The sequence below is a fragment of the Amycolatopsis melonis genome (genome assembly GCF_040064235.1).
Taxonomy (GTDB): Bacteria; Actinomycetota; Actinomycetes; order Mycobacteriales; family Pseudonocardiaceae; genus Amycolatopsis; species Amycolatopsis melonis.
Map to the genome: position 1 here is coordinate 222893 of NZ_JBDZYD010000006.1, position 12987 is coordinate 235879.

A 12987-nucleotide genomic window follows, 5' to 3' on the forward strand; every position below is an offset into this window, starting at 1 on the left:
TCACCGGGTGCGGCCCTTCGGCACCCGAACGCGTACTGACCCAGCCCCCGCGCAGACCGGCGCGCCGCTGCCGCTGGACCAGGTCGACAAGCCCCTTGACCTGGCCAAGTTCGAGACCGACCCGTGCAGCCTGCTCACCAAAGACCAGGTCGCTGCCGTTGCGGCCGATCCACCCGCCGAGGTCAGCGCGTTCCGGAAGGCTACCGCGCCCATCTACGGCTGCTCCTGGGTCACGCCCCTCGGCACGAACGCCACCGCCTCGAAACCGGCCACGCGCCCACGCACCCTCACCGAGCTGGCGGAGTCGCCGGCGCGGAAAGGCGACATGTTCGAACCGTGGACCGAAACCTCGATCGAGGGCCTGCCCGCCATTGTCTACCACCAACGCGGCAGCACCGACGACTGCTCGGTCGCCGTCCAGGTCACCGACCAGCAGATGCTGACCTTCCAGATCTGCGGGAAGGACCTGCCCGGCAACTACTGGGCCAACGACCGCTGCGGCGGAGTCGCCAAAATGGCCGAAGCCGTCATCGGCAACCTTCGCCAAAACTAGCCAGCGCCTAGCTAGGCAGTGTCAGCGAGAGCCGCGCTGAACACTCTTTTCGGGTGTTTCACCCGTCCGAGTGCATCTCGCCCCCTGATCTTGCGCCAAAAGACCGCTTGGGAAGGGGCTAGATGGCCTGGTACGAAATCGCAGTCGCTGCGGTGTTGATCGCCCTCATTGCGGTTGCAGGTGTGGCTGCGGCGCTACGCGACTGAAAAGTCCCTGCAGGTGCTGCTGATCGCAGGCTTTCTGCTGCTGGCTTTTCTTGCAGTGTCCAAAGGCGACGTTCCGATGCTGAAGGCGATCATCGAGGAGCTGCTCCGATGGCGGCACGCCCTAGGTCGGTGCCCGGTGTGGGTGTCGGCGGGCCGGCGTGGCCAACCCACGTCGGCGGTTGGCTGGGGAGGTGTCACGCCCTGTACCGGAAGTTCTCGGGGCGGCGTCGCGGCCGCTGGGCTGGTCGCTGGCCGCAGTGTTGAGGTGCTGGGGGTGTCGTGGTCAACCTGCTCGTTTGCCGCGGCCCGCGGTGGCGGTGGCGGGGGTCGGTGCGGCGGGGCCTGGGGCGGGCTCGCCTCGGCGCGGTGGTAACGCCGGATTTCGGGCGGTAGTCACTATCACGCGCCCTTGGACTCGGGGCTGATTGAAACGCCGGTGACGACGGTAGCCCGGTCGTGGTGAGCTGTGCCGAGGTCCGCGTCGCGGAGGTCCGCACCTGCGAGATCCGCGCCTGCGAGGCCCCATGTGGCTAAGGTCAGCGGTTGCGGTCGTCGGGGCCGTGGGGCGCGCGCCGACCGCTCCTGCTGCGGTTTCCCGGTGGTGCCGGCGTGTGGCGGCCGGGGCGGATTCGGGTGACCGTTGAAGGCGTGCCTGCTCGACGTACCGAGTACCCGGGCCGGGTTTACCGGATTCCTTTTACGTAATCAGATCACGTTCCTTGTTGTCAGTGTTTTCCCAGGTAAAAGACCTTCTTTGAACCTGCGGCCCCCACATGTAGTATCCCTGTAGTTCATGTCCGGATGGAGGTGGGCTAGCAATTTTAATTCGATTCATGGAGGTAGATATGAGTCAGGTTGAGGTTTTCCAGTTTGTGTTGACGATCGTCACGGACACCGGCAACACGGTGCGCGTCGGGGTGTTGATCATGATGCTCGCGGCGCTGCTGTTTGTTTGCCTTCTCGGGATCCTGCAGGTCCCGGGCGTGGCAGCGGCCCTTGGTGGCTGGCTGCTCGGCGGCGGCGCGGTCGGAAGGACTGTTATGCAGCGGAAGCGTGGTGGCCGCGCTCGGCGAGGGCGAGTGGGGAAGTGAGGTCGTCGTTGCCGGTTGGCCGGGGCGCCGGGCCGGGTGGCGGGCGGGGGCGGTGCGCGGGCGGGCCTCGTCCGCAGGGGCCTCGACGTCGGTGCGCGGGGCGCCCGGGCTTGGTGGTGGCGGCCAGGCGGCGGGCCGTCGCCGGGCGGGCCCGCGGTCGGGGTGGACAGGCTCGGCTCGAGAGCGTGTGGTGCTCGTCGACGGGTGCGGCGTGCGGTGGGTGTCACGTCCCCGTGTGTGCGCAGCTGGTGCTGCGGGCTTGACCCGCGGCGGAGCGGTCGGCGCGTGCCCGGCCGTCGGCGGGTTCGGCCGCGGCCTGCGGGCGCTGCGGTGTCTCCGCGGGCCGGGTGTCCAGACCGGTGCGGGCGCTGCTGATGAGGGTCCGTGTGGTGCGTGCCGCGGCCGGGGAGCTGCTCGTGAGCAGCGACGTCACGCCGCGATAAGCCCGGTGACGAAGATGCCCGCCTTGCTGCCGGGCCGCTCAGAACAGCAGGTGCTCGCAGCCGATGTGCTGGCGGGCGCTGAGGAGGTACTCGCCGGGGTAGGCCCTGGGGATCCGGTCCCAGAACGGGCGGGAGCTCGTCTTCTCCGGGGTGATGAACCAGCGGTATCCGGGCAGCTCGGTGCGCAGCTGTGCCAGAACCCGGGTTCCGATCCCGTGCCGCTGCTGGTCGTCGACGAGGCCGATTTCGCCGAGCATCCCGCACTGGCAGGCGTGTAGCTCGACGAGGAAGCGGTAGTTGTCGTCGCGGTGGCGTCGCTGCAGAACGCTCCCGACCTCTATGGCGCGGTCACCGCCGCGGGAACGAGCCGAGCAGAGATTCAGGCGCCGGATCGACGGCGGGTCTACTCGCTCGCCGTGACCGCACCTGCGACGACATCGCCGAACGGTGCGGCAGCTGTGGCTGCGGCTGGGCAGCCGTCGTACTGGTCGGCCAGCCTCGAGGCGCTCGCCGCCGGTCGCAGCGTCCTCGCCGGCGAGGACGGGTTGGTGTTCCTCGACGACGCGGACCAGGACGCGCAGCGGTTGTTCGTCGTGTCGGCCGGCAACGTGCGGTCCTGGCATCCCGGTGAGCAGCACCTCGACCGCAGCGATTTGGAACCGGCGGAAGACCCGGCCCAGGCGTGGAACGTCCTGACCGTCGGCGCGTACACCGAGCTGGGCTCCATGACCGGCGCCGCCGCCGACTTCGCCGGCTGGACGCCCTGGGCACCCCGCGGCGAGCTCTCGCCGTTCAGCCGCACCTCGATGGCGTTCAGCCGGGCCTGGCCGGTCAAGCCCGACGTGGTGCTCGAGGGCGGCAACGTCGCCTGGTCGCCGGACGGCACCTTGTTCGACACCCCGCTGAACCTGCAGCTGCTGACCACCAACGCGCCCTTAGGAACCACACGGCTGCTGACCACGACGCATGCCACCATCGCCGCCACCGCGCAGGCCGCAGCCTGTCGGCGTCGGTGATGGCGGAGTACCCGGCGTTGTGGCCGGAGACCGTGCGGGCACTGATCGTGCACTCCGCCGAGTGGACACCCGCAATGAAGGCCCAATTCCCGGCCAACAAGAAGAAGGCACCCCGCATCGCGCTGCACCGCCGCTACGGCATGGGCGTGCCTGACCTTGCCCGGGCCACCGCAGTGCGACCGATGCTTTGCCCCTGATCGTCCAGGACACCATCCACCCATTCGCCGCTGGCACCATGCGGGAGATCCACTACCACGACCTACCTTGGCCCATCGACGTGCTCGCCGACCTGGGGAGGCGCAGGTCCGTCTGCTGGTGACGTTGTCGTATTTCATCGAACTCAACCCGGGTCGGCGCGGCTGGCAGCGTCGTTACAGCTGCGCCTCCCACGGTCTTCGCTTCGACATCCGCCGGGCGACCGAGTCCAACGCCGAGTTCCAGAAGCGCATCAACGAGAAGGCCCTGGCCGAAGACGAGCAGCGAGCCACTTTCAGCAGTGACACCGGCGAGTGGTTCTTCGGCCCAGACGACGAGCGCGCACCAGGGGCCCTGCACACCGACATCTGGACCGGCAACGCCGCCGACCTCGCCCAGCGCGGCGCTCTGGCCGTGTTCCCGGTCACTGGCTGGTGGAAGGAAAACAAGGCACGCGACCGCAGCGAGGACGGCGCCCGCTACGCCCTGATTCTCTCGATCGAGACACCAGACCTCGACGTCGACGTCTGGACACCCGTCGCCCCACAGATCAACGTCCCCGTAAGCATCACCACGGCAACGTAGCTGCCATCAATTCGACTTGCCGAAGTCACGGCGGTGGCTGGTGGGCCCTGATCGACCCCTCGACCGCCGCGCAGGTCACCGAAGGTCAGGTAGCCTCGCCGCCTGCAGCTGGTCGTGGTGCCATCTGCCGTCCGCGCCGGGGTCGGGCTGATCGAGCTGCGATGGGGCGCGACGATCTACGGCCAGGTCGAGCTGTCGCTGTGCCCGGTCGACCGATGCGGCCTGCTGCTCGGCCTGCACGTCGAGCCCCGGCACCGGCCAGTGACGGCGATAATGCCCTAGGTAGACCCCTGGCGGCTGAGCGGACGTTAGCCATCCACTCGGGCGCCGACGAGCCGACCGCAGAGTTACGGATGCGGCCTGGTTCGGGGACCGTGACTGGAGTGAGGTCCGGCGGCTCGCTGCTGAGGCGTTGACCTGTCTGGCACTGTGATTTCCACAGAGGTCTGCCTGGCTCGGGCAGGCGCGTAGGCCGTAACGGCGCGACCAGCGGCATGAGAGCGCGTTCACGCACAGTGATTGGATGCGTAACGGTGATGGGACATGGCGCGACTAGAACACCACCGGCGCCAGCATTGCCGTAGATCGGTCCGGGCATGGACTGGAGGTACGCGGTGGCCGTGTTCGTCGAGGTGAGTGTGGGCGAGAGTTGCCTTAGGATGGCGAGTTGGCTGGGCACTTTGGGCTGCTCCTTCGCTCCATGGAGCGGTTTGTGCATGGGTGGCGCTGTGGGCCGGGTTGTTACGCAGTCGGTCGGTGCGCGATGGTGATGATGTGAACGCAGGACGTGTGACTCTCGTCATAACACTCTTCGTTGTCGCCGGGCTCAGCGGATGGTTTGCTGTGGCCCGTTGGGACGACGCGAACAAGATCGCGACCGCAGTCTCGGCGCTAGGCTCGCTGGCTGCCGTGGGGGTCGCCGTGTGGGCCGCCTTGCGAAGCCCCTCCGGGCGAACCGCGGAGGCCACGTCTCGAGCCGCGACGCCGCCAGTCACGGCGAGCCGCACGGGGAAGGCCGGATCAGGCCGCGGTGGAGTGGCCAACACTGGTGTTAGGGCCAAGGCGGCGAAGGTGACGGGCTCGGTCCGGGCGATCCGCACTGGCGACGCCGACGCGTCCGACGGCGGGACCGCCAATACCGGCGTCCACCTCGACTGAGGTGCCGAGCATGGGAGCCTCCCGAGCATCCGCGGCGCGGACCGGCGCTGCGACGGCGAGAGGTGGTTACGCGAACACCGGTGTGCACATCGGCGATGTTTCGCTGGTGACCGGTGCGCCTGTACGGACCGCGTACATGGCGCAGGTCCGTCGGATCGCACCGGCGGAGCTCCGCGGCCGGGACGAGGAACTGGCTGAGCTGGATGCTTTCTGCACGGCTCCGGAGACCGCTGGCACCTACCGGTGGGTGCGAGCGGCGGCGTGGACGGGCAAGTCGGCGTTGCTGTCGTCATTCGTTCTCGCGCCGCCACCGGGTGTGCGAGTCGTGTCGTTTTTCGTCACTGCGCGCCTGTCCAGCCAAAACGACCGGGTGGCATTCACCGACAACGTGCTGGAGCAGTTGCTCACCATCTTGGACCAGGAGCCGCCGCGGCTGCTGGGGGAGTCGACCCGCGAGTCGCATCTGCTCCGGTTGCTGGCCCAGGCCGCCGAGGCGTGTCGCGAGCGCGGTGAGCACTTGGTGCTGGTGGTCGACGGCCTCGACGAGGACCGCGGCGTGACTACCGACCCGGACGGCCACAGCATTGCGGGTCTGCTCCCGGCCGAGCCGCCGGCCGGGCTGCGGGTGTTGGTTGCGGGCCGGCCAAACCCACCAGTCCCCGGTGACGTACCTTCCGGACACCCGCTGCGTGACCCGACCATTGTGCGGACCTTGGCGGCTTCTCCGCACGCGATCGCAATCCGCCACGAGATGGAACGTGACCTCAAGCGGCTACTGGGCGGGACCGTCGCCGAGCAGGACTTGCTAGGCCTGCTCACCGCCGCGGGCGGCGGCCTGACCGCAGCGGACCTCGCTGAGCTGACCGGCTGGTCACTTTTCGAGGTCGACGACCACCTGCGCACCGTCGCCGGTCGCAGCTTCGCTGATCGTTCCGCGCACTACGCTCCTACGACCGGGCCCCGGGTGTATCTGCTGGGGCACGAAGAACTTCAGGTGGCGGCACGCGATGTGCTGGGGCTGACACGCCTGGCTGGTTATCGCGACCGCCTGCATACCTGGGCTGATGAGCACCGCCGCCGTGGCTGGCCCACGTCGACCTCGGAGTATCTGCTGCGCGGCTACCACAATTTGCTCCGCGAACAGGCGGACCTACCCCGGTTGGTCGCGCTGGGCACCGACCCGGCCCGCCAGGACCGCCTGCTAGACATTTCCGGTGGCGACACGGCCGCCCTCACCGAGATCGCCACGACGATGGACCTCGTCGCCGCTGCCGATGAACCGGACCTCGAGACACTGGTCCGGCTCGCTGTCCATCGTGATGGACTCCGCGATCGCAACCGCGCCGTCCCGACGGAGCTTCCCGCCGGTTGGACCCTCGTCGGCCGCCACAGCCGTGCGACGAACCTCGCCCTGTCGATGGCGGACAAGGACGATCGGGGGGAGGCCCTACTCGCCATCGCGGCCGCGGCGGCCGAAATCGGTGAACAGGACCACACGACCGATGCCCTTGCCGCGGCTGAGTCCATCGCCTGCGCCGCCCCCGATGATTTCTTGCTGTCGGAGGTGGCCGAGGCCGTAGGCAAGCTGGGCGACCTGCCGCGGGCGGCCCGTCTCGCCCGCGCCGTGGGAGAGCCCGACTGGCGAAGTGACGCTCTGGTGGCGCTTGCTGAATGGGCTGGCATCGACGAGGGCCGGACTTTGATCGGCGAGGCGATGGAGCATGCCAGGACCGTCCGTGGCCCGCAAGCGCGGAGCCGGGCGCTGATCGCCTGTGCGCTGGCGGCGAATAAGCTTGGCGACGCGTCGGATGCCCTAATTGATGAGGCAGGAGAAGCGGCGCGACTGGTCAGCGATCCGCGCTGGCGTGGTCCGGCTCTGGTGGATCTCGCAACCGCGGCAGCGAGAGCCGGCGCGCGAGACCGTGTTGAATCCTTGGTGTCCGAAGCCGTGGCTGCGATCGAGCTGGTCGCTGACCCGCGCCGCCGCAACCAGGCCCTGGTTCAGATCTCGGACAGGGCGACTCGGCTCTGCGGGCACGAGCGAGCTCTGCGAATAGTCAACGCAATCTCGGAGCAAGACGAGCGAGATCGAGCCGTCGAGGAGATCACTGCCGCCGTCGCTGAGGTAGACCACGACCTAGCCGGGAAGCTACTGCCGTCGATCACTAATCCGAAGTCTCGGGAGCGTGCCGCGAGTCGCATCGCCCAGGCTATCGCCAGCACCGCTGCGAAAGCCGGGAATCATCACCGCGCCGAAGAATTGACCGGTGGCCTTGCGGCCGCAGTCCGGGACAGGGCGCTGGTCCGGTTCACCCGGGCGGCGGCCGAGGCCGGGAACCACCAGCGGGCCGAACAGTTGGCGAAGATGGTGGCCGAACCTGCTTCGCGTAGCAGTGCACTGACCGACGCCGGTTCCGCCTGTGCTCGCGCAGGCGATACTGAACGTGCGTCCCACCTTCTCGCCGATGCCGAACGATGCGCTCGGTCGGTCATTTGGCCGGGGATCAGGGCAACGACGCTGGCCGAACTTGCACGCGCGCACGCCTCCCACCCCGGACCGGAGGGGCCCAGCGCCGACCTTGTTACCGGTCTGCTCGAACGGGCTGTGGCGCTGACCGACGATCTCGACGCGGACGAACGCGTCTTCTTGATGGTCACCGTTCTGAAGACCGCAGTTTCGGCCGAGCTGTCCGCCCCGGTAGAGGTCGCTGTCGAGCGTGCGCTGAGGACCATTGAGTCTGTGGCCGACGAGGGCGAGCGGGATGACCTGCGCGGGTGGGTAGCTTCTGGGTTGCTGACCGCCGGTGATCATGATCGGGCCGAAGCGATCGTGCGTTCCATGACCGACCCGGGCGAACTGATCGACGGTCTGTTGAACCTCGCCCGCGCCGCCGCGACAGTGGGCCAGCGAGATCGAGCCCAGGGCCTTCTCGACGAGGCAGGCCGGCACGTCGACTCCACCGGCCACCGCCGCGTCTTCGCGGCCGCGCAGATCGCGTTGGCCGCGATCGACTGCGACGAGCGCCGACTAGCCGAGCAGCTGTTAACGTACGCAGAAGATGTTGCCGACGCTGTCCTGGACACCGATGAGCGGGAAGCGGCTCTCGCCGGAGTAGCGACCGGACACGCCCGTATCGGCAACCTTGCGACTGCGGAGAAGCTTGTCGGCACCTTTTCCAATCCCGGCATTTGCGCAACCGCGTTGGCCCAACTAGCCAAGAGCGGCCCAGCCAACCAGGCAAGCCGACTCCTCGACGCCGGTGAACGGATCGTCGAGGCGGCACCTGATACTGAACCGTGGGTGAGCTCGACCCGGGCCGACCTGGCCGAGGCGGCCCAGGCCGTCGGTGATGCCGACCGGGCCGATCGGCAGGTTCGAGCCATCTCTAAGGCCGATTCGCGAGAAGATGCGATTGACAGGATCGTCCGCGCCGCCCTGGTCCGCCCCTGCGTGGAGCGAGCCGAAGCTGTCGCCCGGATCTCCACCGACGCCGAGAATCGAGCCCTGTACCTGCTGCGACTCCAGCCGTACCTGCCGCAGGAGCGCAAAGTCACGATCGTGGCGGAGGCAATACTCGCAGTCGAGTGGGCTCAAGCTGTGAATCAATTACTCTCGGCGCGGCCAGAGCTGGTGTGGACGATAGCGCAGGAGGTCGACATCGTCTGGAACCGAAGCTAGTCGTCTTAAGCTTTCTCGCTTCTACTGGGCGTTCGAACGTCCCAACTTGTCGTCGACGTAAGAATCTGACTACCGCACACAGTCGCTTCGTCCACGGGACCTGTTACGCACCGTGCTGATCAATCGCTGGCCACCAAGACCAGCTCGAGTTCGCTCATCGGCAGAAGCGGATATTCCAGCGGCATAAACCGGGGTCGCACGATCGATCGACGAGCTGCTCAAGAGGGCGGTTTCCCAGACAATTGATGGCGCCAACGGGCGATGTGGTGGCGGGTGGTCAGGGTGTGGGGATGGTCTGGGCCGAGCACCCGTAGCCGGTCGGTGAGCAACTCTTCGAACGCGGCGACGGCTCCGGCCGGATCACCCGCCTCACCTCGCCATCTGGCGAGGTGGTGGCGAGTTGTCAGGGTGTGGGGATGGTCTGGGCCGAGCACCCGTAGCCGGTCGGTGAGCAACTCTTCGAACGCGGCGACGGCCCGGGCCGGGTCGCCCGCCTTACCTCGCCAGTACGCGATGTTGTGGCGGGTGATCAAGGTGCGAGGATGCTCTGGGCCGAGCACCCGTACTCGGTCGGTGAGCAACTCTTCGAACGCGGCGACGGCCGCAGCCGGATCACCCGCCTCACCTCGCCATCTGGCGAGGTGGTGGCGGGTGGTCAAGGTGTCGGGATGGTCGGGACCCAGCACTCGCTCGTGATCGGTGAGCGACTCCTCGAACGCGGCGACGGCCGCAGCCGGATCACCCACTTCACCTCGCCATCTGGCGAGGTGGTGGCGGGTGGACAGGGTGTCGGGATGGTCGGGACCCAGCACTCGCTCGTAGTCGGTGAGCAGCTCCTCGAACGCGGTCGCGGCCCCACCTGGGTCACCCGCCTTACCCCGCCATCTGGCGAGGTGGTGGCGGGTGGTCAAGGTGTCGGGATGGTCGGGGCCCAGAACTCGCTCGTAGTCGGTGAGCAGCTCCTCGAACGCGGTCGCGGCCCCACCTGGGTCACCCGCCTCACCCCGCCAATGAGCGATCTTGTGGCGGGTGGCCAAGGTATGAGGATGATCCGGGCCTAGTTGTTCTGCGGCGGTGGTGCGGAGCCGGCGATAGTAGGTTCCGGCCTCGGTGACCAAACCTCGGTCGCCGAGGCTGTCCCCCGCCCGGAACAACACGGCATGTCCGTCGGGCTTCCAGAGGTGCTCGCCGGCCATCGCGGCCAGTGCGTCTGTGTTGGCACGCAGTACCTGCCCCAGCGCGGCGTCGCGCTCCGGATCAGGCCAGATTTCCAGCAACGCGTCACCCGCTGCAGCTGCCAGCGCCGCATGCCGCTGACTGGGCAAGGCGTCGTGGGTGGCGCGCTGTACCAACGCGTGCACCCGCACCGTCCGGGTTTCCGACGCAGGGTCCAGGGTGATCAAGTTCAGCCGGCTTAGGCACCCCAGCCCGTCACATGCCTGCTCAGCACCGACTTCCCGTCCCACGTGATCCCCGAGCAGGTCGGTCACGGCTGAGGTGGTGAACAACGCGGCGGGAATGCCGTGGGGGTCCAGCACGCTGACCACCTCCAGCAACACCCCCGCGGTCCCGGCCGGCTCCAGCCGGTTGGCCTGCTCGACCGACAACGACCACGTTGTGGCCACCGTCGCGCGGTGCTCATCGGGCAACCCGTCCGGTTCGGGCAGCAGCGAAGCCAGGCTCTGCTGACGGCTGACCCACCGCGCTAGGTAGCCGGTGCAGGACAGCTCCCGGTCCAGCATGTATGCGGCGGCCTGCGCCAGCGCCAACGGCAAATACCCCAGCTCAACCGCCAGCTCCGCCACACTGTTGGCCAGGTAAGGCCGGTCGGCCAGCGCCGCCCGCAGGTACCCCTCCGCCTCAACCGCGGTGAACACGTCGACCTCGACCAGGCAGCGGCCATGTCCGCGGAGCGCGGCGTCCCGGCGCCGGGTGGTCACCACTACCCGCCCACCTGGAGCAGCTGGAGGCCACAGGCCACGCAGATCGGCCGGGTTCTGCACGTCATCGAGCACGACCAGCCATCGCACAGGGCTGGCGGCCAGCCATTCCAGCAACCACACCGCACCGTGCTCTGGGTCGACGTCCTCAACGCCGGCCAGGTCGGCGGCCAGGCGTGCGTAGCTGGACACGATCGCCTCCCGCGATCCCGCCGTCACCCACACCCACACATCCAGCTCACCCGCGGTCCACAGCCGCTGGGCGTAATTCAGCGCTACCTGAGTCTTGCCGACCCCGCCCAACCCCGACACCACCCCGGTGTGCATCCGCGGCCGGCCGGTCAGCACCGCGGCGTTCCCGCTCTCCAACGCTTGCACCAGAAGGCGTGTCGTCCCGGCGCGGTCCTGAAAGGCCGCTGCTTGCTGCGGAGGAACTCCGGTCCGATGCGGCAGAGGTACCGACGGGCGAGGCTGGTGAAAGTGCACGTTGCCGTAGATAGCCCCGGTTTGAATTACGTTCCCGGATACGTCACCGTCCACGCTGTTGGCCGTGCCACTGGCTGGCGGCACCTCAGGTCGGTGACTCATCGACCCAGTATCCCGATCCCTGCTCCACCAAGAGAGCAAAAGCCGACATGCTGCCCCAAACGGCTGAGCGCACCTCCGCGGCCCCGCCAGCATGCCGAGCCGAATTCAACCCTGAGCTACAGACCACGTCGAGCCGACGACCCGTCTGCTCGTCGGCATGTGAGAGGACGTTGCAAAGCTGGCCTGGGTGCCGCGGCGTCCCGCGATCTCGACGCCGGCGTCCTGACCTGGGCCGTACTTCCTGACACGTCGGCAGCTCATGGCGTGATCTCCGTCCCTGGCGGGCGTCACCCACCCGCCAGCCTCCTCCATAGTCTGTGGTCATGGTGTCGAAGGCGTGGGCGATCGAGGTGGTGGAGCGGCATCTGGCGGGGTGGTCGACGCGGGGTGGTCCAACGATGGTGATCACTGACGTCGGTCCGCACCGGCTCGGTTGGGTGATCCACGCTCAGGGTGAGCGTTATGTGCGCACCCGCGAAATGATCGACATGGTGGTGGGCCACGGTCCCTTCCTGGTCGATGGGGTGGACGGCAGTTTGCACATGGTGCACGCGGCCGGTGATCTCGCGTCCGGTGAGTGGATCGAGGACTATCTCGAGCAAGTTCGCGGGATTGAACGCGGTGACCCGCTGCGGATCCAGATAACTGAGCTGATCGATTCCGGTCAGCGCCTCGACGCGCTTCGGTTCGTGCGGGCGTCCGCATCTGATCTCGGAGCGCAAGGCGCCAAGGAGTACATCGAAGCTGTCGCAGCCGGCGTGCCAGTCCCGGAGCACGTTCGCTCTCACTTGCCCCGGCCGCCGGTCAAGCGCAGGGTGTGGTCGCGTTTGTCAGGACCGAATCTGTACACATGACCGTTGGTTCTTGTCTTGCGCGCCGGTTCAGCCGGCGCGGGCGCGCCTTGAATGGCTTGGCCCGTGTCGACAGTGGGCCAGAAACGGCGGCCTGTGCGTCTCCTATGGGGCTCCGTTGCCGAAGTAGTGCCTGACACTGGGCGACACTTCACGACACCCCAACTCTGTGAAAACACCGATTGACCTGCACTTATCGGTGCAGAACGGCACGCGGCGACACTCACCACTACACCAGAGCGGCGGACTTGTAATCAGATGGTCAGGTCGTCCCTTCTTGGGGGCAGCCGCCCAGAGTGCGTGGCACAACGCCGATGGCGTCGTTGGCGACTGCGGGTAGGCGCGCGGCGGCCTGGCTGTCGAACTAGGGGCGATTTAAGGGCGAAATTGCATGTGGAACCAGGTCGACTGTCGTCGACTCAGAGCATGAGCGATTGCAAATATCCCAGCTAGACCGACTGACGTCGACACGAAACGACTCGAGCCAATAAACCGGAGGGTTCTTGGTTCGAGTCCAAGCGGGGAAGCAGAGGCCCAGGTCATCGACCTGGGCCTTCTTCGCGTCTTGGCTCGATCGGCCCGAGGTGTCCAGAAACTCTCCAGATTCACGCCGCCGTCTCAGTGGTCTCCAGCGCGGCGGCCGACGCCGGGTTCGCCTTCCGCCGGTTGCGGTAGTGCCGCT

Annotated in this window: 11 protein-coding genes; 8 read left to right on the top strand and 3 right to left on the bottom strand. The window is 67.7% G+C overall.

All coding sequences use genetic code 11. The features are described 5' to 3' along the window. The first annotated feature begins 7 nt into the window (after positions 1 to 7). On the top strand, positions 8 to 553 hold the full coding sequence (locus tag ABJI51_RS17990) for a DUF3558 domain-containing protein (protein ID WP_348952178.1): 546 nt from the start codon (positions 8 to 10) through the stop codon (positions 551 to 553). Positions 554 to 1604: 1051 nt separating this feature from the next. After that, the gene (locus tag ABJI51_RS17995) at positions 1605 to 1850 is read left to right on the top strand and encodes a hypothetical protein (RefSeq protein WP_348952179.1); all 246 of its coding nucleotides are present in this window, start codon (positions 1605 to 1607) and stop codon (positions 1848 to 1850) included. Positions 1851 to 2073: 223 nt separating this feature from the next. Here ABJI51_RS17995 and ABJI51_RS18000 read toward each other — a convergent pair whose 3' ends face one another. Together ABJI51_RS18000 and ABJI51_RS18005 are read right to left on the bottom strand one after the other, a co-directional pair. Further along, positions 2074 to 2283 (bottom strand): hypothetical protein, encoded by a 210-nt coding sequence (locus tag ABJI51_RS18000; RefSeq protein WP_348952180.1) that lies wholly within the window; start codon positions 2281 to 2283, stop codon positions 2074 to 2076. 48 nt (positions 2284 to 2331) lie between these two features. Continuing rightward, positions 2332 to 2550 (bottom strand): hypothetical protein, encoded by a 219-nt coding sequence (locus ABJI51_RS18005; RefSeq protein ID WP_348952181.1) that lies wholly within the window; start codon positions 2548 to 2550, stop codon positions 2332 to 2334. Positions 2551 to 2601: 51 nt separating this feature from the next. On the opposite strand from ABJI51_RS18005, the gene ABJI51_RS18010 reads away from it, so the two are divergent. The 5 genes from ABJI51_RS18010 (at position 2602) to ABJI51_RS18030 (ending at position 8926) form a co-directional block, all read left to right on the top strand. Then, positions 2602 to 3309 carry a S8 family serine peptidase gene (locus tag ABJI51_RS18010; protein ID WP_348952182.1) on the top strand — a complete coding sequence of 236 codons (708 nt, stop codon included), beginning with the start codon at positions 2602 to 2604 and terminating at the stop codon, positions 3307 to 3309. Further along, on the top strand, positions 3309 to 3506 hold the full coding sequence (locus ABJI51_RS18015) for a hypothetical protein (RefSeq protein ID WP_348952183.1): 198 nt from the start codon (positions 3309 to 3311) through the stop codon (positions 3504 to 3506). Before ABJI51_RS18010 ends, ABJI51_RS18015 begins: the two co-directional genes overlap by 1 nt. 118 nt (positions 3507 to 3624) lie before the next feature. Beyond that, on the top strand, positions 3625 to 4089 hold the full coding sequence (locus ABJI51_RS18020; protein WP_348952184.1) for a hypothetical protein: 465 nt from the start codon (positions 3625 to 3627) through the stop codon (positions 4087 to 4089). A 117-nt stretch (positions 4090 to 4206) separates the two neighbouring features. Continuing rightward, positions 4207 to 4371 (top strand): hypothetical protein, encoded by a 165-nt coding sequence (locus ABJI51_RS18025; protein WP_348952185.1) that lies wholly within the window; start codon positions 4207 to 4209, stop codon positions 4369 to 4371. Between the two features lie 886 nt (positions 4372 to 5257). Beyond that, on the top strand, positions 5258 to 8926 hold the full coding sequence (locus tag ABJI51_RS18030) for a hypothetical protein (protein ID WP_348952186.1): 3669 nt from the start codon (positions 5258 to 5260) through the stop codon (positions 8924 to 8926). A 218-nt stretch (positions 8927 to 9144) separates the two neighbouring features. Here the strand turns inward: ABJI51_RS18030 and ABJI51_RS18035 are convergent, their stop codons facing one another. Beyond that, the gene (locus ABJI51_RS18035) at positions 9145 to 11244 is read right to left on the bottom strand and encodes a tetratricopeptide repeat protein (RefSeq protein ID WP_348952187.1); all 2100 of its coding nucleotides are present in this window, start codon (positions 11242 to 11244) and stop codon (positions 9145 to 9147) included. A 533-nt stretch (positions 11245 to 11777) separates the two neighbouring features. On the opposite strand from ABJI51_RS18035, the gene ABJI51_RS18040 reads away from it, so the two are divergent. Beyond that, positions 11778 to 12308: a YrhB domain-containing protein gene (locus ABJI51_RS18040; protein ID WP_348952188.1), complete on the top strand. Its 531-nt coding sequence runs from the start codon at positions 11778 to 11780 to the stop codon at positions 12306 to 12308. The last annotated feature ends 679 nt before the right edge of the window (positions 12309 to 12987 follow it).

Coding starts and splice junctions, on each gene's coding strand:
- ABJI51_RS17995 (WP_348952179.1), top strand. CDS start 1,605: ATGAGTCAGGTTGAGGTTTTCCAGTTTGTGTTGACGATCGTCACGGAC.
- ABJI51_RS18005 (WP_348952181.1), bottom strand. CDS start 2,550: ATGCTCGGCGAAATCGGCCTCGTCGACGACCAGCAGCGGCACGGGATC.
- ABJI51_RS18015 (WP_348952183.1), top strand. CDS start 3,309: ATGGCGGAGTACCCGGCGTTGTGGCCGGAGACCGTGCGGGCACTGATC.
- ABJI51_RS18030 (WP_348952186.1), top strand. CDS start 5,258: ATGGGAGCCTCCCGAGCATCCGCGGCGCGGACCGGCGCTGCGACGGCG.
- ABJI51_RS18040 (WP_348952188.1), top strand. CDS start 11,778: ATGGTGTCGAAGGCGTGGGCGATCGAGGTGGTGGAGCGGCATCTGGCG.